The sequence below is a fragment of the Nocardia sp. NPDC050413 genome (genome assembly GCF_040655475.1).
GTDB classification, from domain to species: domain Bacteria; phylum Actinomycetota; class Actinomycetes; order Mycobacteriales; family Mycobacteriaceae; genus Nocardia; species Nocardia coubleae.
Genome location: NZ_JBFAJZ010000016.1, coordinates 1 through 22,962, shown reverse-complemented (window position 1 = coordinate 22,962; position 22,962 = coordinate 1). Strand labels below are relative to the sequence as shown.

At 69.3% G+C, this 22,962-nt stretch carries 18 protein-coding genes and 1 pseudogene; 9 read left to right on the top strand and 10 right to left on the bottom strand.

Features of this window, described 5'->3' with window-relative positions; translation table 11 throughout:
- Window positions 1–152 precede the first annotated feature (152 nt).
- Window positions 153–3,287, top strand: a complete 3,135-nt coding sequence (ileS, locus tag AB0I19_RS26695; RefSeq protein WP_357152251.1) for an isoleucine--tRNA ligase — start codon at window positions 153–155, stop codon at window positions 3,285–3,287.
- 460 nt (window positions 3,288–3,747) lie between these two features.
- Here ileS and AB0I19_RS26690 read toward each other — a convergent pair whose 3' ends face one another.
- Complete coding sequence (locus AB0I19_RS26690; protein WP_067497501.1) at window positions 3,748–4,623, bottom strand: UTP--glucose-1-phosphate uridylyltransferase; 876 nt, start codon at window positions 4,621–4,623, stop codon at window positions 3,748–3,750.
- A 94-nt stretch (window positions 4,624–4,717) separates the two neighbouring features.
- Here AB0I19_RS26690 and AB0I19_RS26685 point away from each other — a divergent pair, with 94 nt between their 5' ends.
- The 3 genes from AB0I19_RS26685 (at window position 4,718) to AB0I19_RS26675 (ending at window position 9,938) form a co-directional block, all read left to right on the top strand.
- Complete coding sequence (locus AB0I19_RS26685) at window positions 4,718–6,094, top strand: DNA polymerase IV (protein WP_357152248.1); 1,377 nt, start codon at window positions 4,718–4,720, stop codon at window positions 6,092–6,094.
- A gap of 45 nt (window positions 6,095–6,139) precedes the next feature.
- On the top strand, window positions 6,140–6,634 hold the full coding sequence (locus AB0I19_RS26680; RefSeq protein WP_357152245.1) for a hypothetical protein: 495 nt from the start codon (window positions 6,140–6,142) through the stop codon (window positions 6,632–6,634).
- A gap of 73 nt (window positions 6,635–6,707) precedes the next feature.
- Window positions 6,708–9,938, top strand: coding sequence for an arabinosyltransferase domain-containing protein (locus AB0I19_RS26675; RefSeq protein WP_357152242.1), 3,231 nt, complete (start codon window positions 6,708–6,710; stop codon window positions 9,936–9,938).
- A 305-nt stretch (window positions 9,939–10,243) separates the two neighbouring features.
- On the opposite strand, the gene AB0I19_RS26670 is transcribed toward AB0I19_RS26675, so the two are convergent.
- Both AB0I19_RS26670 and rarD read right to left on the bottom strand, forming a co-directional pair.
- Window positions 10,244–11,176, bottom strand: a complete 933-nt coding sequence (locus tag AB0I19_RS26670; RefSeq protein ID WP_357152239.1) for an ADP-ribosylglycohydrolase family protein — start codon at window positions 11,174–11,176, stop codon at window positions 10,244–10,246.
- Between the two features lie 118 nt (window positions 11,177–11,294).
- Window positions 11,295–12,209 (bottom strand): EamA family transporter RarD, encoded by a 915-nt coding sequence (gene rarD, locus AB0I19_RS26665; protein ID WP_067497514.1) that lies wholly within the window; start codon window positions 12,207–12,209, stop codon window positions 11,295–11,297.
- Window positions 12,210–12,244: 35 nt separating this feature from the next.
- On the opposite strand from rarD, the gene AB0I19_RS26660 reads away from it, so the two are divergent.
- Window positions 12,245–14,665, top strand: coding sequence for an HAD-IC family P-type ATPase (locus AB0I19_RS26660; RefSeq protein WP_357152236.1), 2,421 nt, complete (start codon window positions 12,245–12,247; stop codon window positions 14,663–14,665).
- Between the two features lie 70 nt (window positions 14,666–14,735).
- The gene (locus AB0I19_RS26655) at window positions 14,736–15,554 is read left to right on the top strand and encodes a PhzF family phenazine biosynthesis protein (protein ID WP_357152234.1); all 819 of its coding nucleotides are present in this window, start codon (window positions 14,736–14,738) and stop codon (window positions 15,552–15,554) included.
- A gap of 4 nt (window positions 15,555–15,558) precedes the next feature.
- Here AB0I19_RS26655 and AB0I19_RS26650 read toward each other — a convergent pair whose 3' ends face one another.
- The 3 genes from AB0I19_RS26650 to lspA all read right to left on the bottom strand — a co-directional run bounded on the left by AB0I19_RS26650 (window position 15,559) and on the right by lspA (window position 17,781).
- Window positions 15,559–16,230 (bottom strand): hypothetical protein, encoded by a 672-nt coding sequence (locus AB0I19_RS26650; RefSeq protein ID WP_357152231.1) that lies wholly within the window; start codon window positions 16,228–16,230, stop codon window positions 15,559–15,561.
- Window positions 16,231–16,324: 94 nt separating this feature from the next.
- Window positions 16,325–17,251: an RluA family pseudouridine synthase gene (locus AB0I19_RS26645; RefSeq protein WP_357152229.1), complete on the bottom strand. Its 927-nt coding sequence runs from the start codon at window positions 17,249–17,251 to the stop codon at window positions 16,325–16,327.
- A complete protein-coding gene (gene lspA / locus AB0I19_RS26640) occupies window positions 17,248–17,781 on the bottom strand; it encodes a signal peptidase II (RefSeq protein ID WP_067643255.1) in 534 nt (177 codons plus the stop codon). Before lspA ends, AB0I19_RS26645 begins: the two co-directional genes overlap by 4 nt.
- 164 nt (window positions 17,782–17,945) lie before the next feature.
- On the opposite strand from lspA, the gene AB0I19_RS26635 reads away from it, so the two are divergent.
- Complete coding sequence (locus AB0I19_RS26635; RefSeq protein ID WP_225282275.1) at window positions 17,946–18,893, top strand: hypothetical protein; 948 nt, start codon at window positions 17,946–17,948, stop codon at window positions 18,891–18,893.
- A complete protein-coding gene (locus AB0I19_RS26630; protein WP_357152226.1) occupies window positions 18,890–19,600 on the top strand; it encodes a hypothetical protein in 711 nt (236 codons plus the stop codon). Before AB0I19_RS26635 ends, AB0I19_RS26630 begins: the two co-directional genes overlap by 4 nt.
- A gap of 184 nt (window positions 19,601–19,784) precedes the next feature.
- Here the strand turns inward: AB0I19_RS26630 and AB0I19_RS26625 are convergent, their stop codons facing one another.
- Window positions 19,785–20,633: a TIGR03619 family F420-dependent LLM class oxidoreductase gene (locus AB0I19_RS26625; RefSeq protein ID WP_357152224.1), complete on the bottom strand. Its 849-nt coding sequence runs from the start codon at window positions 20,631–20,633 to the stop codon at window positions 19,785–19,787.
- 116 nt (window positions 20,634–20,749) lie between these two features.
- On the opposite strand from AB0I19_RS26625, the gene AB0I19_RS26620 reads away from it, so the two are divergent.
- On the top strand, window positions 20,750–21,217 hold the full coding sequence (locus AB0I19_RS26620; protein WP_357152222.1) for a VOC family protein: 468 nt from the start codon (window positions 20,750–20,752) through the stop codon (window positions 21,215–21,217).
- Window positions 21,218–21,256: 39 nt separating this feature from the next.
- Here the strand turns inward: AB0I19_RS26620 and AB0I19_RS26615 are convergent, their stop codons facing one another.
- The 3 genes and pseudogenes from AB0I19_RS26615 to AB0I19_RS26605 form a co-directional block, all read right to left on the bottom strand.
- Complete coding sequence (locus AB0I19_RS26615) at window positions 21,257–21,664, bottom strand: Rieske (2Fe-2S) protein (protein WP_357152219.1); 408 nt, start codon at window positions 21,662–21,664, stop codon at window positions 21,257–21,259.
- A gap of 264 nt (window positions 21,665–21,928) precedes the next feature.
- The gene (locus AB0I19_RS26610; RefSeq protein ID WP_357152330.1) at window positions 21,929–22,549 is read right to left on the bottom strand and encodes an LON peptidase substrate-binding domain-containing protein; all 621 of its coding nucleotides are present in this window, start codon (window positions 22,547–22,549) and stop codon (window positions 21,929–21,931) included.
- Window positions 22,550–22,638: 89 nt separating this feature from the next.
- Window positions 22,639–22,962 (bottom strand): annotated as a pseudogene (locus tag AB0I19_RS26605) (acetyl-coenzyme A synthetase); the annotation flags it as partial.

Sequence of the window (22,962 nt, the reverse complement as noted above, 5' to 3'; positions counted from 1 at the left end):
GGTGAGCCCGTCACAGCTCGCAACGAGAGGCTCGCGTGCTTTCCCGGCGCGGGCAAACGGGGTGGTACCGCGGTTTCGGCGCACCTGCGCCGGCATCGTCCCCGTGCCACGGATCCGCGCCGGCGGCGCGGCGGCACGAGGAGCATTCCGCAATGGCGGACGAGACAACCACCGGTGGCGCGTACCCCCGGGTCGATTTCGGTGCCGGTTCCGGCGCGACGTTCCCGGAACTCGAAACCACGGTGCTCGACTACTGGGCCCGCGACGACACCTTCCGCGCCAGCATCGACAACCGCGACGGCAACAGTGAGTTCGTCTTCTACGACGGACCCCCCTTCGCGAACGGCCTGCCGCACTACGGCCACCTGCTCACCGGCTACGTCAAGGACCTGATCCCGCGCTTCCAGACCATGCGTGGCAAGAAGGTCGACCGGCGCTTCGGCTGGGACACCCACGGCCTGCCCGCCGAGATCGAGGCCGAGAAGCAGCTCGGCATCACCGACAAGTCGCAGATCGACGCGATGGGGCTGGCCGAGTTCAACGCCGCCTGCAAGTCCTCGGTGTTGCGATACACCAACGAGTGGCGTGAGTACGTCACCCGCCAGGCGCGCTGGGTCGACTTCGACAACGACTACAAGACCCTCGATCTCGACTTCATGGAGTCGGTGATGTGGGCGTTCAAGTCCCTCTACGACAAGGGGCTCATCTACCAGGGCTTCCGGGTGCTGCCCTACAGCTGGTACGAGCAGACTCCGCTGTCGAACCAGGAGACCCGCCTCGACGACGCGTACAAGATGCGCCAGGACCCGGCGGTCACCGTCGACATGGTGCTGTCGGTCCCCGCCGAGCACCCCCTTGCCGCGCTCGACGGCGCCAACGCGCTGATCTGGACGACCACCCCGTGGACCCTGCCGTCCAACCTCGCGATCGCGGTGCACCCCGACGTGCGCTACGTGCATCTGCAGGCCGCCGACGGCAAGCGCTATCTCCTTGCGGCCGAACGGGTTTCGCACTATGACCGTGAATTCGGCGAGGAACCGGCCGTGCTCGGCGAGTACGACGGCGCAGCCCTGGCCGGGCTGTCCTACCGGCCGCCGTTCGACTTCTTCCTCGGACATCCGAACGCACACCGGGTACTCACCGCCGACTACGTCACCACCGACTCCGGCACCGGAATCGTCCACCTCGCACCGGCTTTCGGTGAGGAGGACATGGACGTGGCCTCGGCCAACGGGATCGAGATCGTGCAGCCGCTCGACCCGGCGGGCAAGTTCACCTCGATGGTGCCGCCGTACGAGGGCCTGATGGTCTTCGACGCCAACCCGGTCATCATCAAGGACCTCAAGGCTGCCGGAAAACTGCTGCGCCACGAGACGATCGAGCACTCCTACCCGCACAGCTGGCGTTCGGGTCAGCCGCTGATCTACATGGCGGTCCCGTCCTGGTTCGTCGCGGTCACCAAGTTCCGCGACCGGATGGTCGAGCTGAACAAGCACATCACCTGGGTGCCCGAACACATCCGCGACGGACAGTTCGGCAAGTGGCTCGAGGGCGCGCGCGACTGGAACATCAGCCGTAATCGCTACTGGGGCAGCCCGATCCCGGTGTGGGTGTCCGACGACCCGGCCCACCCGCGCGTGGACGTCTACGGTTCGCTCGACGAACTCGAGCGCGACTTCGGCGTGCGCCTGGACGACCTGCACCGTCCCGGCATCGACGACCTCACCCGGCCCAACCCCGACGACCCGAACGGGAAGTCGACCATGCGCCGGGTCCCCGAGGTGCTCGATTGCTGGTTCGAGTCGGGTTCGATGCCGTTCGCCCAGGTGCACTACCCGTTCGAGAACAAGGAGTGGTTCGACAGCCACTTCCCCGGCGACTTCATCGTCGAGTACAACGGGCAGACCCGCGGCTGGTTCTACACCCTGCACGTGCTCTCGACCGCGCTGTTCGACTCGCCGTCGTTCAAAACAGTTGCCGCGCACGGCATCGTGCTCGGCGACGACGGCCTGAAGATGTCGAAGTCCAAGGGCAACTACCCCGACGTCAACGAGGTCTTCGACCGCGACGGTTCCGACGCGATGCGCTGGTTCCTGATGAGCTCGCCGATCCTGCGCGGCGGCAACCTCATCGTCACCGAGCGCGGCATCCGCGAAGGCGTCAGCCACGCGCTGCGCCCGCTGTGGAACGCGTGGACCTTCCTGCAGCTCTACGCCTCGAAGCCCGGTGTGTGGCGCACGGACTCGCCGAACGTGCTCGACCGCTACATCCTGGCCAAGCTCGCGGTGACCCGCGACGTGATGACCGAGGCGCTCGAGACCTACGACATCGCCGGTGCCTGCGACGAGCTGCGCTCGTTCGCCGACGCGCTCACCAATTGGTATGTGCGCCGGTCGCGTTCGCGCTTCTGGTCCGAGGACCGCGACGCGGTGGACACCCTGCACACCGTGCTCGAGGTGGCCACCCGGCTGGCCGCGCCGCTGCTGCCGCTGATCAGCGAGGTGATCTGGCGTGGGCTCACCGGCGAACGCTCGGTGCACCTGGCCGACTGGCCCGCCGAGTCCGAGCTGCCGCACGATCCGGAGCTGGTGGCGGCCATGGACGAGGTGCGCACCGTGTGTTCCACGGTGCTGAGCCTGCGCAAGGCCAAGAACCTGCGGGTGCGCTTGCCGCTGGCCGAGGTGACGATCGCGGCGGCCGACGCCGAACGACTCGCTCCGTTCACCGCGCTGATCGCCGACGAGGTCAACGTCAAGAAGGTCGACCTGACCACCGACGTCGCCGCGCACGGCCGGTTCGAGCTGGCCGTCAACGCGCGCGCCGCCGGGCCGCGCCTGGGCAAGCAGGTGCAGACGGTGATCAAGGCCGTGAAGGCGGGGGAGTGGTCGGAATCGGCCGACGGTGTCGTCACCGCCGCCGGGATCACGCTGCTGCCCGAGGAATACACCCAGCGCCTGGTCGCCGCCGAACCCGAATCCACGGCCGCCCTGCCCGGCAATGCCGGTCTGGTGGTGCTGAATTCGGTGGTCACCGAGGAACTGGAAGCCGAGGGCTGGGCCCGCGACCTTATCCGTGACCTGCAGGAAACCCGCAAGTCGCAGGGTCTCGACGTGTCGGACCGCATCAGCGTGGTGCTAGAGGTGCCCGCCGAGCGGGCCGAGTGGGCCGAAACCCACCGCGACCTCATCGCAGGCGAAATCCTCGCGACCACACTCACATTCGGTGCGGTCGACGCGGATTCCCCGGAAATCACCGGTGGTGTGAAGGTGGCCCTCAGCAAGGCCTGAATCGCCCGTCCGGGGTCGGCCTCGCCCGGCCCCGGACACTATTTCCGGCCGAAAATCGCAGGCTGACGGGACAGTTCGCGGGAAGGTTGCTGAAATGGCGACTTTCTCGGGCCACTTCGGGCACAATGGGTCGAGTTGCTGCACATGCGCATGGAACACGCTGAGGTGACAGCGACGGTTCGTGATGAGTGTCCTGTGGAAACGGGGCCGCGGCGGAAGTGAGCGCACCTCCGTCGCGGCGCCGGATCGACGGGCGGCGTGCCGCGATCGGTGAGATGCCGCCCGGTAACCGACCAGTCGGCGACCCGTCGCCGGGACGAGGGGAGTCCACCTGTGCGGCGAAAAGTTCTGCGGCGCCTGCTGTTCGGATTCGTGGCGACGATCGCGACGAACCTCGTTCTCGCGGACAAACGGTGTTGACCGCTCGCCTGCGCCGCGCGGGAGCGGCGCAGGCGAACCGCTAGTCCACGAGCTGACGCAGCAGTGGCCCGTACTCGGGATGGGCCAGCGCAGAAGCGAATTGGGCGACAAGATAGTCGGCGGGGTTACCGGTGTCGTACCAGCGGCCCTGGATCACCTGCCCGTACACCGCGTGTTCGGCGGCGTACTTGTTGATCGCGTCGGTCAGGTACACCTCGCCGGTGCGATGGGTGTACCAGTTGTCGGTCTGCAGCTGCAGCTCGTCGATGATGCCCGGCGTCACCACGTACCCGCCGATGGCCGCGTACGCCGACGGCGCATCCTCCGGCTTCGGCTTCTCCATCAGCCCGGAGATGCGCAGCAACCCGTCGTCGAGGTCCTCTCGCACCACCGGCACGCCGTAGCGCTGCGACTCGCCCGGTTCCATCGGCATCAGGGCGAGCACCGGGCAGCCGGTGGACTCGTAGGCCTTGATGAGCTGCTGGGCGCGCGGTACCTCGGCGACGAACACGTCGTCGGGCCAGAGCACCAGCATCGGTTCGTCGCCCAGGTGGCGGGCGGCATTCAGCACCGGGGTGCCGTTGCCGTACGGGCCGTGCTGGTCGAGGTAGGTGATGTGGCCCTCGCGCGATAGCTCACCCACCTCCTCCACGGCGTCGGCGTAGGCGGACTTGCCGTCGGCGCGCAATTGGGCGACCAGCGCCGGGTTCGGCCGGAAATGGTCCTGGATCAGCGACTTGCCACTGGTCACCACGATGGTGATGTCGGTGATACCGGAGGCGACCAGCTCGCGCACCGTGTGCTCGATGACGGGTTTGTCGCCGACCGGCAGCATCTCCTTCGGCGTCGCCTTGGTCAGGGGCAGCAGCCGGGAGCCGATTCCCGCGGCCGGGATAACAGCCTTACGGATCTTCATCACCCGATCATCACACATTTCGAGGTGTCTGTGCGGTGCCTCGGTGGCGGCCGGGTGTCGAGGATCTGTCGGTGGGGCCGCGTACATTGCGCTCGTGAGTACCCATGTCCCGGTCGAGGCCAGGCCCGATGCTGCGGTCACCGCACGTCGGTGGGTGCTGCACATCGATATGGACGCCTTCTTCGCCTCGGCCGAACAGCTCACCCGGCCGACCCTGCGCGGTAGGCCGGTGCTCGTGGGTGGCGTCGGTCAGCGCGGGGTGGTGGCAGGCGCGAGCTATGAGGCGCGGGTGTTCGGTGCGCGGTCGGCCATGCCCATGCATCAGGCGCGGCGGCTGGTCGGCGTCTCGGCGGTGGTTGTGCCGCCACGCGGGGCCGTGTACTCGGTGCTGAGCGGGCGGGTGTTCGACGCGCTGCGCAGCCGGGTACCGGTGCTCGAGACGTTGTCGTTCGACGAGGCGTTCGCCGAGCCTGCGGAGCTCGCCGGGGCGAGCGTCGCCACGGTCGAGGAGTACTGCGCGATGCTGCGCGCGCTGGTCCGTGCGCGGACGGGTCTCACCGCCTCCATCGGGGCGGGCACCGGAAAACAGCTGGCCAAGATCGGCTCCGGGCTGGCGAAACCCGATGGGATGCGGGTGATCTCGCCGGCCGAACAGGGCGCGCTACTCGCCGGGTTGCCGGTGCGCAAACTATGGGGCATCGGTCCGGTTGCCGAATCGCGCTTACGCAGCCTCGGTATCGAGACCGTCGGCGCGTTCGCCGCGCTGCCGGAATCCGAGGCCGCCTCGATCCTCGGCGGCAGTGTCGGGGCCGCGCTGCACCGGCTGGCGCGCGGAATCGACGACCGGCCGGTCAGCGAGCGTGCCGAGGCCAAGCAGATCAGCGCCGAGAACACCTACGAACGCGACATCGTCACCCTCGCCGACCTGCGCACCGCGATCACCGCCATGGCCGCCTCGGCGCACCGCCGACTCGAACGCGACGGTCGCGCCGCCCGCACCGTCGTCCTCAAACTCAAGAAGTCCGACATGAGCATCGTGACCCGCTCGTTCACGCTGCCGTATGCCACCACCGAACTGGGCACGCTCGCCGCGGCCGCGCAACGTTCGGCCATCGACCCCACCGAACTCGGGCCGATCCGGCTGGTCGGGGTCGGTTACGGCGGGCTCACCCTGGTTCGCCAGGAATCGCTGTTCCCCGAACTCGACCAGGCGCTGCCCGCCGATATCGACACCGACTCCGTCGAGGCGCCCGAGCCGGCGGCCGAGCAACCGGAAATGCCGGTGGGGCAATGGCTTCCGGGTATGGACGTGCGGCATCCGGAATTCGGGCACGGGTGGGTGCAGGGGGCGGGCTACGGCGTGGTGACAGTGCGTTTCGAGACCAGTTCGACAGGCCCCGGCCCGGCGCGTACCTTTCCTGCCGACGAAACGGGACTGTCGCCCGCCGACCCGCTCGCCAGCCTCGACTGAGCGGCCACGCCCGGCAGCCCGCCCCTCGAACCGAAGGACGAGCAGTTGACCCACCGCAGGATCGGCCGTGTCGCGATCGCCAGCCTGGCCGTGATCACCGCACTCGGGCTGAGCGCGTGCACCGAAGACAAGCCCGCCGCCAAGACCACCACCAGTGCCAAGGCGACCACGACGACCGCCACCGACGACGCGCTGCCACCGGTGCCGTCGGTGGAGGAGCTCAACGCCCAGCTCAACACCGCGCTCGACCCGTCGGTGCCCAACGAGCAGAAGCTGGACTTCGTGCAGGGCGGCGAGGCCGATCCCGAGCTGCCGAACCGCCTGGCCGTCGCCGCCCGCGACGCCGGTGCGCAGGTGCAGGTCACCGAGGTAACGTCGTTCGGTGACAGCGTGAACGCCAAGGCGAACTTCACGGTGAACGGGCAGACGAATGTGGTGGACGTGCCCTTCGTCGCCGACGCCGGTAAGTGGAAGGTGCAGAAGGCGTGGGCCTGCACCATGCTGACGAATCTCGGTCAGCAGTCGGTCGCGTGCGTCTGACATTCCGCTGTGCCGACGGCTCCACACCGGGGCGGCTGGGGCGCGGGCGGGCGCGCGGTTAGGATCAGGCCCCGTGGTTGAGACGATCGTGCGGCAGGGGCATCCGCCCAAGGGTGCTTCGGAGCCGGTGCGACCGGGTTCGCCCGGCTGGGCGCGGGTCGTGGCGATCGTCGCCGGGCTGATCGCGGTGCTCAGCGCCGCGGCCATCCCCTTCCTGCCGGTCCGCGTCGACGCCGCGAGCGTGTCCTGGCCGCAGCAGGGCTCGCCCGCTTCGGTCGAGGCACCGCTCGTGGCCTACGCCCCGGCCGCGCTGACGGCGACGGTGCCGTGCGCGGCATTGAGTTCGGTCGCGGCGACCGGCGGGGTTGTCGTGTCCACCGTGCCGCGGCAGTCGGCCGACATGGAGAAATACGGCTTCGTCGTCAAGGTCGTCGCCGATACCCCCGAGCGCCCCGGCCGGGTCGACGTGGTGTCGCGCTCGATGCTGGTGTGGACCGCGCCGCTGGCCGAGGTGCTCGACCGGTCCTGCGCGCTCACCGTCACCCTCTCGCCGACCGGATCAACGGTCACCACAACGGGACTCGGGGAGGGCGCCACCCTCGCCGGTGATCTCCGCCCACAGGTGGTCGGGGTGTTCAGCGAGCTCACCGGTGCCGCACCCGCCGACCTGACGGTGCGGGTCGACGTCGATTCGCGCTACATCACCTCACCCACCTGGCCCAAGCTCGCGGTGATCGCGCTGTGCGTGCTCGCGACGCTCGTGGCCCTGTTCGCGCTGCACCGGCTCGACGCCGCCGACGGCCGGTCAGCGCGCCGGTTCCTGCCGCAGCGCTGGTGGCGGCTGCGCCCGGTCGACTGGCTGGTGTTCGCGGTGCTCGGCGTCTGGCACTTCATCGGCGCCAACACCTCCGACGACGGCTACATCCTCGGGATGGCAAGGGGTGCGCGCAGTTCGGGCAACATGTCGAACTACTACCGCTGGTTCAGCGTCGACGAGGGCCCGTTCTACACCCCCTACACCGACATCATCGGCTGGCTCACCCACATCTCCACCGTCAGCCCGCTCGTCCGCCTGCCCGCGCTGCTCGCCGGTGTGCTCACCTGGTGGTTGATCAGCCGTGAAGTGCTGCCGCGCCTGGGTATCGCGTTGCGGCACAGCAAGCTCGTCACCTGGACCGCGGCGCTGGTGTTCCTCGCCTTCTGGCTGCCCTACAACAACGGCTTGCGCGCGGAATTCGTTGTCGCCCTCGGTGTTCTGGTCACCTGGGTGTCGGTGGAGCGGGCCATCGCCACGCGACGGTTGCTGCCGTACGCGGTGGCGGTGATCGTGGCCGCCTTCACCCTCACCGGTGCGCCGTCGGGGCTGATCTGCCTCGGCGCGCTGGTGGCCGGTGCGCGCACCATGACGGCGGTGATCGTGCGCCGGGCCAAGACGATCGGCTACCTGTCGCAGCTGTTGCCGATCCTCGCGGCGGGCGTTGTCGTGCTCACCGTCGTCTTCGCCGACCGCACCCTGGCCGGTGTGCGCGAGATGTTCGCGGTGCACGAGAAGATCGGGCCGGGGGAGTCCTGGTTCTTCGAGTTCCTGCGCTACCAGTTCCTGTTGCAGATCAACGCCGACGGCTGGCTCACCCGCCGTTTCGGGGTGTTCGTCATGCTGCTCGGCCTCGTCGTGTGCGCGGCGACCATGCTGCGGCGCGGCGGTCACATTCCCGGCACCGCCGTCGGCCCCACCCGGCGCCTGCTCGGCATCACCCTCGCCGCCATGGTGCTGATGATGTTCTCGCCGACCAAGTGGACACACCAGTTCGGTGTGTTCGCCGGTCTCGCCACCTGCGTCGCCGCCGTCACCGCGGTCGCCGTGAGCCCGCAAGTGCTGCGGCCCTTGCGCAACCGGGCGCTGTTCGCCGCCGCGGTGTTCTTCGCGCTCGCGGTGACCTTCGTCGGCGCCAACGGCTACTGGTACGTGTCGGCGTGGGGTGTGCCGTGGTGGGACAAGCCGCCGTCGGTCGCCGGGTTCGGCGTGTCCACCGTGTTCGCCGGGCTCACCGGTCTCGCGCTGCTGATCGCCGCCTGGTTCCACATCCACCCGAGTCCGTCGGCCAAGCCGACGCGGCTGAGCGGTGTGCCCGTGCTCGCGGTTGCCGCCGCGATGATGGTGCTGTTCGAGGTGGCGTCGTTCGCCAAGGCCGCCGTCGCCCAGTACCCGGCGTACTCGGTGGCGAGCTCGAACCTGAACGCGGCATTCGGCGGTGGCTGTGGGATGGCCGACGAGGTGCTCGTCGAAACCGACGCCAACGCCTCGATGCTCACCCCGCTCGCCGGTGACATGACCACGACCATGACGGGCGAATCGACCGGTTTCCGCCCCGACGGCGTGGCTCCCGTGCTCACCTCCGACGAGGTGGAATCCACCACCGGCCAAGCGAATTCGGTCTCCGACGACCCCGACGAGCTGCGCGACGCGACCACGTCGGCCGGCTCGGAATCACGCCAGGGTTCGCTGCAGCTCCCGTTCGGCCTCGACCCGGCCACCACCCCGGTACTCGGCAGCTACCGGCCGGGCACGCAGGAACCCGCCTCCCTGACCACCGGCTGGTTCCGCCTGCCCGAAGGCCCGCGCGGCCCGCTGCTCGCGGTGTCGGTGGCAGGCCGGATCCGGTCGGTCGACGCCGACGGCATCGTGCACCCCGGCCAGGACCTGACGGTCGAATACGGCACCGCCGCACCCGACGGCACGGTGCGGGTCACCGGTCAGGTCATGCCGATCGACATCGGCCCCGCGCCCGTCTGGCGCAATCTGCGTGTCCCGCTCGACCAGCTCCCCGCCGACGCCACGGCGGTCCGCCTGGTCGCCGCCGACAAGGATCTCGGCCCCGACCAGTGGCTCGCGGTGACCCCGCCGCGCATGCCCCAGACGACCACCCTGAACGCCTTGCTCGGCCGCGACACCCCCGTGCTGCTGGATTGGGCTGTCGGCCTGCACTTCCCGTGCCAGAACCACCTGCCCACCCACAACGGCGTCGCCGCCCACCCCGAATACCGCATCCTCCCCGACCGCAACGGCGCCACCATCACCAACCTCTGGCAGGGCCACGACGGCGGCGGCCCACTCGGCTGGACCCAACTCCTCTTCACCGCCCGCACCCTCCCCACCTACCTGAACAACGACTGGGACAAGGACTGGGGCTCCCTCGAGCAATACCTCCCCCGAGACACCACAGCCACCCCCGCCGAGGTCTCGGTGAACCCCCGCACCGAGTGGGGCACCTGGACTCCCGGCCCGGTCATCACCGCCTGGTAACCCCGGACACTTGATCACCACGCTCAGGTGGCTGGATTTCACCCCGAAATCCGCCACTACGGCGTGGTGATCATTCGTCCAATCGCCCCATGCCCTGAGGCACGCTGTGGCGGCTCGATTTCGGGCGCCGCCCCGACGGTTGCTCACCACGCTGTGGTGGATTGATTCGGGACCGAAGCCCGCCATCACGGCGTGGTGATCGGTTGTCCAGTGGCAGCGGCGGCCTCGATGTGCGCGGTTGCCGCCGACGCCCAGGGCATTTGAGCGAACCTGCGTGCCTGGGCGGGGTTGCGTCTGCGCGGGTGTCAGGTGGTGGTGATGCGGTGGGCGAGGGTGGGGAGGTCGGGGGCGGTGAGGCCCGGGTAGCCGTGGAGGATGTCGCGCCAGCGGGTGGGGACGGCGGAGGCGCCCCAGCGGGCGCCGAGGAGGCCGCCTGCGATGGCGGCGGTGGTGTCGGTGTCGTTGCCCGCGCGGACGCATGCCTCGAGGGCGAGCGGGAGATGGGTCGGCGACGAGCCGTCCGTGGTGGTGATGGCCCACCAGGCGGTCTGCAGGGCGTGGACGACCCAGCCGTTGTTGGGGAAGTCGGCGGGGGTGCCGTATTCGGCCTCGTCGAGGCGGGCGGTCCAGTAGTCGGAATACGCTGAGCCGCTGACGTATTCGCGTACGCCGTCGAAGTTCGCGTGCAGTACGGCGTGCCGGATGGCGTAGGTCCAGATCTTGCAGGCTTCGACCGCCTGCTCGTCGTAATGGGTGAGCATGCCGACCCGCCCGGCCGCCACCACGCATTCGGCCGCGTCGTCGAGGTAGGCGAGCGCCACCGGCGCCGTGCGCATCAGCGACCCGTTCCCGCCGGTCCGCCCGGTCAGCGACATCGCCGCCGCCTGCATGTCCAGCGCCGAGCTCGGCTTCATCGACAGCACCGCCCTGGTCTGATTGCCGATATCCGGCGGATCGGTGTCGTACCAGCGCACGAACCCCTCGGCCACCGCGTCCAGGTCGATCCCGGGCCCCTGTGCCGCGGCCTGGGCGACCACCAAGGCCATCGAGGTGTCGTCGGTCCACTCACCGGGTGCCCAGTTGAACGGCCCACCGCCGATCATGTCGATCACCACATCGGCCCCGGGCTTGGTGAACTCGTACCCCGCCCCCAGCGCGTCCCCGGCAGCCGTCCCCACCAGCACCCCGGCCACCCGATCCGCAAACCCCGAACCACGCACGGCATCCACCCCTTTCATCACAATAAGTCGACCCGACCGTACCGCCACACTCCGCTCAGCCGGGCTCCGATAATCCAACACCGCCGCTGCCGCCGCAGCCGACATCGGGCTGAATCGCGCCACAAAAGTGTGGTGGTCAGGCATCCAGGCTTTCGGCGGGCTGGGGAGCGGGGTGGCGGTTGCGGTGAGCTCGGCGGAGGGCATCGGTGGTGAAGACAGCCAGCGCGGTCCAGATGAGGGCGAAACCGATCCAGCGGGAGGGCGGCATCGGTTCGTGCATCACCGCGACACCCCAGGCCATCTGGAGGGCGGGGGTGAGGTATTGGAGGATGCCCATGGTCGACAGAGGGACGCGCTGGGCGGCCACGGCGAACAGCAGCAGCGGGATCAGGGTGACCGGCCCGGTGGCCATCATCAGCCCGAAATGCGCGGGACTGGAGGTGAACTCACTGCGCCCTGTAGCCAGCAAGACGATCACGAACGCCAGCGCGAACGGGGCGGCGACCATCCCCTCGGCGGCGATCCCGCGCAGCGCGTCGAGCCGGATCACCTTCTTCACCAGCCCGTAGGTGGCGAACGAACACGCCAGCACCAGGGCGATCACCGGTGGTCGGCCGTAGTCGACGGTGAGCACGACCACCGCCAGCGCACCGAGCGAGAGCGCGGCCCACTGCGCCCGGGAGAGCCGTTCCCGGAAGAACACCACCCCGAACGCCACCGTCACCAGCGGATTGATGAAGTACCCGAGCGCGCACTCCACCACATTCCCGGAGATCACCCCGAACACGTAGACGCCCCAGTTGATCGAGATCGCCGCCGACGCGACCGCCGCCAGCCGCCAGGTCCGCGCGTCGATCGCCCGCATCTCCCGCAGCCGCCCGCTGAGCAGCAACACCAGTACCACGACGACCAGGGTCCAGATGATCCGCTGCGCCACCACCTCCACGGCCGACGCGAACGCCAGCAACCCGAAGAACGCCGGAAACAGACCCCAGATCAGATAAGCCCCCGTCCCGAAGACGACACCGGGCGGGGACGTTCTTGGCTGCATTCATCCCATGTTACGACTGACGTAGCCTGTCGAGCATGTCCATATCCGTGCGGGAGCCCGCCACCGGGCTCAGCGCAACAGAGGTCGAACAGCGGCGCCGTGACGGTCAGACCAACGACGTGCCCGCGCGGGCGAGCCGGTCGGTCGGCGAGATCGTTCGCGCGAACGTGTTCACCCGCATCAACGCCATCCTCGGTGTGCTCTTCCTGCTCGTGCTGTCGACCGGTTCGATCATCGACGGCATGTTCGGGCTGCTCATCGTGGCCAACAGCGCGATCGGCATCATCCAGGAGGTGCGCGCCAAACGCACCCTCGACCAGCTGGCCATCGTCGGCCAGGCCATGCCGACCGTGCGTCGCGACGGCGTCGCCAAGGAGATCGCCCCGGGCGAGGTGGTGCTCGACGACCTGATCGAGCTCGGCCCCGGCGACCAGATCGTGGTCGACGGCGAGGTGACCGAGGCCGCCGCCCTCGAGGTGGACGAGTCGCTGCTCACCGGTGAGGCCGATCCGATCGACAAGGGTGTCGGCGCGCCGGTGATGTCGGGCAGTTTCGTGGTGTCGGGCTCGGGCGCCTACCGTGCGACGAAGGTCGGCAGGGACGCCTACGCCGCCAAGCTGGCCGAAGAGGCCAGCAAGTTCACCCTGGTGCACTCGGAACTGCGCTCGGGTATCGACAAGATCCTGAAATTCATCACCTACCTGCTGATTCCGGCCGGCCTGCTCAGCATCTACAACCAGCTCGTCTCCAGCGGCGAGTCGTGGCGCCCGGCGGTGACCGGCATGGTCGCGGCCCTGGTCCCGATGGTCCCCGAGGGCCTGGTGCTGATGACCTCCATCGCCTTCGCGGTCGGTGTGGTCCGCCTCGGCAAACGCAACTGCCTGGTGCAGGAACTGCCCGCCATCGAGGGCCTGGCCCGCGTCGACGTGGTGTGCGCGGACAAGACCGGCACCCTCACCGAGAACGGCATGCGCCTGGCCCGCGTCGAACCACTCGGTTCCTTCGACGAGGCGAGCGTGCGTCGGGTACTCGCCGCGTTGGCGGCAGACGATCCACGTCCCAATGCCAGTGTGCAGGCCATCGGCGAGGCGCTGCCCGACCGCCCGGACTGGACCGGGACGGCCGTCGCCCCGTTCTCCTCGGCCAAGAAGTGGAGCGGCATTTCCTATGGCGTCCACGGAGATTGGCTCCTCGGCGCTCCCGACGTGCTGCTCGACCCCACCTCCGAGACCGCGGCACACGCCGAGGAGGTGGGTGCCCAGGGTCTGCGGGTGCTGTTGCTCGCGCGCGGTGACCGCCCGGTCGACGCCCCCGACGCGCCGGGCCGGGTGGAGCCCGCCGCCCTCGTCGTGCTCGAACAGAAGGTGCGTCCCGACGCCAAGGACACCCTCGAATACTTCGCGAGCCAGCATGTCTCGATCAAGGTGATCTCCGGCGACAACGCCGTCTCGGTCGGCGCCGTCGCCGCCTCGCTCGACCTGCCCGGTGGATCCGATCCCGTCGACGCGCGCACCCTGCCCGAGGATCGCGACGAACTCGCCGACGTGCTCGACGGGAAGTCCACCTTCGGCCGGGTGCGCCCCGACCAGAAACGGGCCATGGTCGGCGCCCTGCAGTCGCGCGGCCACACCGTCGCCATGACCGGTGACGGCGTCAACGACGTGCTCGCCCTCAAGGACGCCGACATCGGTGTCGCCATGGGCGCCGGCAGCCCGGCCACCCGCGCGGTGGCCCAGATCGTGTTGCTGGACAACAAGTTCGCGACCCTGCCGTACGTGGTGGGGGAGGGGCGGCGCGTCATCGGCAATATCGAGCGGGTGTCGAATCTGTTCCTCACCAAGACCGTGTATTCGGTGCTGCTGGCCTTCCTGGTCGGCCTGGCGGGTGTGGGTTCGCAGATCTTCGGCTACGACCCCATCGGTTATCCGTTCCTGCCGCGCCACGTGACCATCGCGGCCTGGTTCACCATCGGCATCCCGGCGTTCGTGCTGTCGCTCGCGCCCAACAACGAGCGCGCTCGCACCGGGTTCGTCGGCCGGGTGATGCGGCTGGCGGTGCCCTCGGGTGTGGTGATCGGAGTCGCGACGTTCGTGGCCTACCTGATCGCGTACGCGGGCCCCGAGGCCTCGGAGACGCAGCGGGTGCAGGCCGGGACCACCGCGCTGATCACGCTCATCATGATCGCGGTGTGGGTGCTCGCGCTGGTCGCGCGCCCGTACGTGTGGTGGAAGGTGGTGCTGATCGCGGTGTCGGTGCTGGCCTATGTCGCGCTGTTCACGATTCCGTTCACCCGCGAGTTCTTCAAGCTCGACCCGTCGAATCCGCGGCTCACCCTGGCCGCGGTGGTGTGCGGTGTGATCGGCATCGTGCTGGTGGAACTGGCCTGGTGGGTGCAGGCGCGACTGACCGGCAACGCGGGCAAGCTCGTCCCGCCGGTCGGGGCACAGGGGGCGTAGCCGGGGCCGGGCGCGCCTCGAGAACCCTTGTGCCGGGCGAAGTTTCGGTGTTGGAGTACCTTTGCCGGTTATGGAGGTATTGCTGCACCAGATCGACGCTTTCGCCGACGCGCCGTTCTCGGGCAACCCGGCCGCGGTCATGCCGTTGCCCACCTGGCTGCCGGACACATTGCTGCAACAGCTCGCCGAGGAGAACAACCTCGCCGAGACGGCGTTCTATACCTCCCAATTACCCCCGGAGGCAGGCGGCCCGCCCGGTGAGTGGCCCGCGTTCCACCTGCGCTGGTTCACCCCGGCGGTCGAGGTGGACATGTGCGGGCACGCCACCCTCGCCTCGGCCGCTCAGATCATCTCCGACATCCACCCCGAACACGACCGCGTCAGCTTCTACACCCGTTCCGGCTGGTTGCACGTCGACCGCACCGACGACGACGAATACGTCCTGAACCTGCCCGCCCTCGCCTCGGTCCAGGTCGACCCCGACCCCGCCCTGGTCGCGGCGCTAGGTGTCACCCCGGTGCGCGCCTACACCGGCCAGGACGAAATCATCGTGGTCGACGACGAAGACGAAGTGCGTTCGGCCACACCCGATTTCGGTGCCTTTCCGCAGCTGCCGCGCGGCGCGGTCCTCACCGCTCCCGGTCGCTCGAGCGACTTCGTCTCCCGCTTCTTCGGCCCCGGCGTCGGCGTTCCGGAAGACCCGGTCACCGGCTCGGCCCACGCACAGCTGGTTCCCCTGTGGGCCCGCGAACTCGGGCGCTCCACCCTCACCGCCCGCCAACTGTCCCGCCGCGGCGGCACCTTGCGCGGCGAACTCGCCGACAACCGGGTCCTGCTCCTGGGGCGATGCAGGCGGTATCTCGACGGAGTCGTCACCCTGCCGGACTGAGGCCCTACTCAGCGGGAACAGGACCGTCGTCGGGAGTCGGGGTGATGGTGCCGGTGTTCTCCGGCAGCAGCGGGCTCACCGCGAAGCGCCCGGCGAGGGCGTCGGCCGGAAGTGCTTGCACCGCACGCACTCCCGGCATCTCGGCGAGATCGCGGAGTTGGGGAAGGGTGCCACGGACGACGATCCCGGCCGTGCACGCGCATCCGGCCCGCAGCCGGGAAACGCTCACGCGCACCACCTCGGCACTGCGCCCGTCCCGGATCTGCTGCGATTCGAGCAGCCCCGCAGCCGCGTCGCCCGAGCGTACGGCGGGTTCGTCGCCGGCGGGCGTAGCGACGGTGACGACCGGGGTCTGCACCCGATCGATCGGCACGTGCTGGATCACCCCGGAGATCCGCAGCCCGTCCGCAATACCCGGAAGCTGTTGCGGCGTCAGGTATTCCGTGAACGACACCAGCGCCCAGCGCGGATCGGCATCGGTGCCGTCGAGGGAGGCTCGAGCGTCGGCGAGGTAGTCGTCGACCTGCTCGCCCTGCGCGGGCCCCAGGCGATCGGTCGCCACGTGACCCGCCGCGTGCGGACGGGTGAACGCCACGATCAGCAGCACCACGGCCAGCGCCGCCGCCGCACCGAGCACCACCTTCGACCGTCCCGACAGACCGGTCGAATCGTCCACGCCCGCTACTTCTTCGGGCGGGACAGTCGGCGCGACGAGATCCCCGCGATCGTCCGGCGCCGTCGTCGACGCCGGTTCGGACGACCGCGGGTCGTCAGGCATTGCGTAATACGTCCAGGGCGCCCGCCAGGTCGGCGGGATACTCGCTGGTGATCTCGAGCCAGCGCCCGTCGGCCGGGTGATGGAAACCCAGCTGACGCGCGTGCAGCCACTGCCGTTCCAGCCCGAGCCGCTTGGCCAGCGTGGGATCGGCGCCGTAGGTGAGATCACCCGCGCAGGGGTGACGGATCGCGGAGAAATGCACGCGGATCTGATGGGTGCGCCCGGTCTCGAGATGCACGTCGAGCAGGCTCGCCGCCTGGAACGCCTCGATGGTGTCGTAGTGGGTGATGCTCGGCCTGCCGTCGCCGGTGACGGCGAACTTCCAGTCGTTGCCGCGCGCCCGCCCGATCGGCGCGTCGATGGTGCCGCTGCTCGGATCCGGGTGTCCCTGCACGAGAGCATGGTATTGCTTGTCGACCGTGCGTTCCTTGAAGGCGCGCTTGAGCATCGTGTAGGCGTGTTCGGATTGAGCGACGACCATCACGCCGGAGGTGCCCACATCGAGGCGGTGCACGATGCCCTGCCGTTCGTGCGCGCCGGAGGTCGAGATGCGGTAACCCATCGCGGCCAGTCCACCGACCACGGTCGGGCCCGTCCATCCGACACCCGAGTGCGCGGCGACACCGATCGGCTTGTCCACCGCGACGATGTCGTCGTCGGCGTAGAGGATCTTCATCCCCTCCACCGGGGCCGCTTCCACGGTCAGTTCACGTTTGGGTTCGGGGAAGATCACTTCCAGCCAGGCGCCCGCGGTGAGCCGGTCGGACTTGCCCGCGGCGATACCGTCGAGCTGCACCGACCCTTCCTCGGCGAGCGCGGCCACCGCCGTGCGCGACAGGCCGAGCAGCCGCGAGAGTCCCGCGTCCACCCGCATCCCGTCCAACCCGTCGGGTACGGGCATGGTTCGTGTTTCTCTCACGCGGTCTCCTCCGTGTGTTTGCGACCGCTGCGGGTGCCGTCTGGTTCGAAACCGAAGATCGTCAGCGCGACCAGCAGAATCGCCCCGCACACGATGGCCGAGTCGGCCACGTTGAACACCGGCCACCAGCCGATCGCGACGAAGTCGACGACATGGCCCTGCAGCGGGCCGGGGGAGCGGAAGATCCGGTCCACCAGGTTGCCCATCGCCCCGCCGAGCACCATGCCCAGGCCGATCGCCCACCACAGCGAACGCAAGGTGCGCCCGATGCGGATGACGCCGACCACCACGGCGGCCGCGATCAAGGTGAGCAGCCAGGTCATGCCGGTCGCCATCGAGAACGCCGCGCCCGGATTGCGCACGAGGTCCAGGCGCGCGAAGTCGCCGATGATCGGCACCGGGTCGTCGGGATCGATGTAGGCGACCGCGAGGCACTTGGTCAGCAGGTCGAGGCCGAACAGCACGGCGGCGATGATCAGCAGCGTTGTCAACCGGCGGCGACCTGGGGTTTCGGTCTCGGTCACCGCGATGGTTTCCGGTGCGTCGGCGGCGTCGCCGGTCGCGGGGACTGCGGCGTTGTCGGTTGACCGGTCTTCACTCACGTGTCCATCATTCCTTAGTCGTTCGCGGAGCCGCGTCGCGGACCGGCCGGAGTCCCAGCAGTTCCTCAGGAAGCGGTCGTACCCTGATCGCTGTGACGGTGTTGTCTAGTTCTCGCTTACCCCGCATCGCGCGCCCCGGGGTGTTTCTGGTGGCGCTCGTGCTCGGGTTCGCGACCTTCGGTGCCGGGTGCGCCGATCGGTCGCCGTCGACCGCCGATTCCGAGGGCCTCGAGCCGCTCGGTATCGGCAAGGAAGTGACCGTGCCGATCACGGCCGCGGTCGCCACCGTCGTCTCCCCGGGCGACGAGCCGCGCAGCCGACTGCGCCCCCTCTACAGTGTCGGCGCCACCCAGGAGGTGACGCTGCGCACCGACTACCGCATCCAGCAGCAGGTCAACGACCAACCGGTGCGCGACTTCTCGCCCGCCGCGCTCACCATCCCGATGACCGCGCGCGCCGATGTCGACGGCGTGGATCTGACGGTCGGCACCGTCACCACCCCCGACCCGGCGCTGAACAAGGCGTTCACCAATGCCGACGGTTCCCAGGCCGGGCTCGCGATGAGCGACCTCGGTGCCATCACCGAGCTGCGGATGGCGCCCTCACCCGAGACGCCCAATTCGGCGCGGGCCGCGCTCGAGCAGGCGTTCTACCAGGCGGTGTACCAGTCCGTGGCGTTCCCCGACGAGCCCGTCGGAGTCGGCGCGGTGTGGACCGTGCATCAGCAGATCACCGGCGGCGTCACCCTCGATCAGGTCACCACCGCGACCCTGGTGAGCCGCGACGGCGACCGGCTCACCATCGACCTGCAGGTGAACCAGACCCCCACCGGAAACGTGTGGACGCTGCCCAACAACGCGGGCGCCCTGGACATCCAGAACTACGTGATGCAGGGCGCGGGCACGATCACCGTCGATCTCGGTCTGCCGCTGCCCGTTTCGGGTGCCATCGAGGTGGGCGGTCAGCAGACCTATCACGATCCGCGCAGCGTGAGCACGCTCGTGCAGACCCAGTCGACCCGCATCTCCTGGACCGAATGATGCGATCGGCCCTGGCCCGCGCGGGTGCGGTCGCTTCGGCCTGCGCCGCGCTGGCAGCGTGCTCGTCGACATCCGACGACTGCGGTGCGTCCTGTGCGACGACCTGGCCCTCGCCCGCCGCGGTGGCTCCCGGATCCGGACCCGTCGTGCGCGATCAAGCGCAGCTGACCGCGGGCCTGCTCGCCGCCACCGACCTGCCCGGCGACTTCACGGCGGTCCCACCCCGCAGCGCGGGCGACGACACCGCGGTGCCCGCCGACGCGCCGACCGACCCCGCCGACTGCGGCAGGCTGCTCACACCGATCGCCCAGCAGTGGCCCGGCTCGGCCGCCGCCGCCTCGGTCCAATTCGCCGGACCGAGCTTCGCCACCATCGATATCGACGCCGCGAGCTATCCCGACACCGCGCTCGCCGCCGCGTTCGACTCGCTGCAATCGAGACCACGCCGCTGCACCAGCTACACAGGTGACGACGCGGGTGTGCGCATCGACTACCGGACCGCCCCGCTGGATCAGCCCCCGGTCGGTGACGCGGGTTCGGCGTTCACCTTGACTGCCACGAGCGAGGGCCTGACCCTGACTTCTGCAACCTCACTCGTTCAGGTGGGCAACACGCTGGTCCAGGTGGTCGTGACCGCTCCGGAAGAAGTCGATCCCGGCGTACTGGCCGACCTTACGGCGGCTCAGGTGCGCAAGCTGCGCGGCTGAGCGTCGACCGCCGGCCGGGCTCCACCCCGGCGCGTCCGAAGGCCGGTCGGCGTCGCAGGTGTGACCGGGGCAGTTGGTCAGCCGCACAGGTATAACCGGCGGCCGGAGCGGGCCGCACGAGCTACCGGTGCGGCCGGAGCGGCGGCCGCAGGTGTGACAGGTGCGGCCGGAGTGGGCCCGCTCGTCAGCCGAGCAGGCCGAGCTTTCCGCCGAGATGCGCGATGTAGCCGGTCACCTCGGCAGCGTCCCGGTCCGGCAGTCCGAAGACAACCTCCGTGACACCGAGATCGGCCCACCGAGCGAGCTGTTCGGCATTGTGCTTGCCCGCGAGCGCGATCACGCGCGGGTTGCCCTCGCGCTCGGCTTCCTTCCAGACACGCCGCAGCAGTTCGATTTTCGCGCCGAGGTCGTCTTCGGTGGGAGTGGTGATCCAGCCGTCGGCGTGCGCGGCGAGCCAGGTGAAGGTCTTCTCGGTGCCGCCCGCGCCGAGCAGCACCGGAACTCCCGCGCGCACCGGCTTCGGCCACGACCAGCTCGGCCCGAACTTCACGAAATCGCCGTCGAACTCGGCCTCCTCGTTCGACCACAGCGTCCGCATGGCGTCGAGATGTTCGCGCAGCACCGTGCGGCGCTTGTTGGCGGGCACCCCGTGGTGGGCGAGTTCGTCGGTGTTCCAGCCGAAGCCGACACCGAGTTCCACCCGGCCGCCGCTGAGGTGATCGAGCGAGGCGATGGACTTGGCCAGGGTGATCGGGTGGTGCTCGGCGGGCAGCGCCACCGCCGTCGACAGGGTGATCCGGCTGGTGACCGCGGCGGCGGTGGCCAGGGCGACCCACGGGTCGAGGGTGCGCAGGTAGCGGTCGTCGGGCAGCGAGGAATCGCCGGTCTGCGGATGCGCCGCGGCCCGGACCACCGGGATATGGGTGTGCTCGGGCACGTAGAAGGCGTCGAATCCCGCCTGCTCGGCGGCCGAGGCCGCGTCGGCGGGCGTAATGCCCCGGTCACTGGTGAACAACACGATCCCGTACCGCACGCCCCGGCCCTCCTGGATAGTCAAAACTGAAACAAGTTCTACCAGGGTTCCGGTGTGGGCGACAGAGGAATAGGCTCGACGGCATCCGAGCAACACCGTCGACCCGGAGGTTTCCGATGTCCGATGTGTCACCCATTCCCGCTGGTTATCCGGCAATCTGTCCCGGTATCGCCTGTGCGGGAGCCGCGGAAGCGCTCGCTTTCTACATTTCCGTCCTCGGCGCCACCGAACGCATGCGCATGCCGGGTCCCGACGGCACGATCGTCCACAGCGAACTGCTGATCGGCGACTCCGTCCTGATGGTCGGCGACCCTGTTCCCGACATCGGCTTCGTCGACCCGAAGTCCATCGGCGGCTCGCCGGTGAACCTGATGGTCTACGTCCCCGACGCCGACGCCGTCTTCGCCGCCGCCCTCGAAGCGGGCGCCTCGGAGATCACCCCGATGGCCGACCAGTTCTACGGTGACCGCACCGGCTCCTTCGAGGACCCGTGGGGTCACCGCTGGACCGTGGCCACCCACATCGAGGACGTGTCGCCGGAGGAAATGGACCGGCGCATGGCCGAAATGATGAACGCGAGCTGAGCGCACCGCCGGGCTCCGGACCGGAGCCCGGCGCAACCGCTACCCGGAAACGATCGAATCCCCTTCGATCCGAACCGGTTTCGTAGGCAGCGGGTCGCGCGCGGGCCCACCACGCACAGCCCCGTCCAGTTCGAACCGGCTCCCGTGACACGGGCACACGATCACCCCGTCCTTCACCGACGTCACCTTGCACCCCGCATGCGTGCAGGTCGCCGAAAGCCCGACGAACGCCCCCGCCGTCGGCTGCGTGATCACGGTGTCGCCGACGATCACCCCACCACCCACCGGCACGTCCCCGGTCTTGGCCAATGCCGTCCCCGGCGCGACAGGCGCCCCCGTCGACCCCGGCCCGCCCCCGTCCCCACACGCAGGCACCACCGCCACCGCGGCCAGCACCCCGGCCCCCACCACCACACTCCGTCGCCCCACCACAACATCACCGCTCATCGCCGCCTCCTCGAACACCGAGCGGCCGATTCCGCTCTTCCCTCAGAAAACGGCACGAATGCCCTCCCGGTTCGAACGACACACGGGCCAGGCTTGGTCGAGGCGGGCGTCCTCCGCCGGCTCACGGTCGGGCGCCGCAATCGCGCCTTCGAGGCTCCCGAGGTGTTCGAGGCCTTCGGTGCGCTCGAACGGTGCCTGGCGAATCCCGAAAGGTCGACCCGTTCACCGCACCGTCCGGTGCCGCGCACCTGAGTCCGCGCCCCGCTATTGGAGGCGGAACTCGACCATGGCGATGGCGTCGTCGAGGGCTGTCGACAGGTGGGTGAGGCGGGTGTGGGGGTCGGGGGCGGTGAGGGCGGTTTGGCGGTCGGTCAGGGAGATGGGGAGGGCGGCGGTGAGAGTGTAGGAGCGGGTGGTCGGGTCGGTGGGGAGCTGGTCGAGGGTGGCCGACGGTGGTGGGTGGCGGATGCCGCTGCGCAGGGCGAGGCGGGTGGTGAGGTCGTGGAGGCGGGTGGCGCGTTCGCGCAGGTCGTCCAGTAGGGCGGTGTCGTCGGCGCCGGGTTCGTCCGGCCAGACCGAGGTCTCGGCGCGGGGGTACGGGTCGTCGGGGAGCCACTGCTGAACCCGCAGGCGTTCGGTGCCGAGGCAGCGCAGCCGGAACCGGTCGCCGGGCAGTTCGGTCACATCGGTGATCTGGGCGAGCACACCCACATCGGTGCGCACCTCGCCACCGCCGACCTCGCTGCCACGTTCGATCAGCACCACGCCGAACTCCGGTTCGCGACTGCCGTCGAGGCAGTCGCGAACCAGCGCCACATACCGTGGCTCGAAGATCTGCAGGGACAACGGCTCACCGGGCAGCAGCACGGTACCCAGGGGGAACATCGGAATCTCCACGGTCACAGCATGCCCGTTTCGATCACGTTGTCCGTGTTCGGACTCGCCGGGGAGCCGAGAGCCCTGGTCCCAAGCGTTCATGCCTTGGCGATCGCCTCGAAGACGGCGGGGTCGACGAGGGTGGAGGTGTCGCCGAGTTCGCGTCCTTCGGCGATGTCGCGGAGGAGTCGGCGCATGATTTTGCCGCTGCGGGTTTTGGGGAGTTCGGGGACGATGTGGATTTCGCGGGGTTTGGCGATGGGGCTGATCTGTTTGGAGACTTCGGCTTTGAGGGTGTCGACGAGGGTGTCGTCGGGTGTGGTTGAGCCGGTGAGGATGACGAAGGCGACGATGCCTTGGCCGGTGGTGGGGTCGGTGGCGCCGACGACGGCGGCTTCGGCGACGCTGGGGTGGCCGACGAG

What these genes read in the sequence shown, in the direction of transcription:
- AB0I19_RS26690 (WP_067497501.1), bottom strand. Translation starts at nt 4,623, where the DNA reads ATGAAGATCCGTAAGGCTGTTATCCCGGCCGCGGGAATCGGCTCCCGG.
- AB0I19_RS26670 (WP_357152239.1), bottom strand. Translation starts at nt 11,176, where the DNA reads ATGAAAGGGGTGGATGCCGTGCGTGGTTCGGGGTTTGCGGATCGGGTG.
- AB0I19_RS26610 (WP_357152330.1), bottom strand. Translation starts at nt 22,549, where the DNA reads ATGTTCCCCCTGGGTACCGTGCTGCTGCCCGGTGAGCCGTTGTCCCTG.
- rarD (WP_067497514.1), bottom strand. Translation starts at nt 12,209, where the DNA reads ATGCAGCCAAGAACGTCCCCGCCCGGTGTCGTCTTCGGGACGGGGGCT.
- AB0I19_RS26660 (WP_357152236.1), top strand. Translation starts at nt 12,245, where the DNA reads ATGTCCATATCCGTGCGGGAGCCCGCCACCGGGCTCAGCGCAACAGAG.
- AB0I19_RS26615 (WP_357152219.1), bottom strand. Translation starts at nt 21,664, where the DNA reads ATGAGCGGTGATGTTGTGGTGGGGCGACGGAGTGTGGTGGTGGGGGCC.
- AB0I19_RS26655 (WP_357152234.1), top strand. Translation starts at nt 14,736, where the DNA reads ATGGAGGTATTGCTGCACCAGATCGACGCTTTCGCCGACGCGCCGTTC.
- ileS (WP_357152251.1), top strand. Translation starts at nt 153, where the DNA reads ATGGCGGACGAGACAACCACCGGTGGCGCGTACCCCCGGGTCGATTTC.
- AB0I19_RS26630 (WP_357152226.1), top strand. Translation starts at nt 18,890, where the DNA reads ATGATGCGATCGGCCCTGGCCCGCGCGGGTGCGGTCGCTTCGGCCTGC.
- AB0I19_RS26620 (WP_357152222.1), top strand. Translation starts at nt 20,750, where the DNA reads ATGTCCGATGTGTCACCCATTCCCGCTGGTTATCCGGCAATCTGTCCC.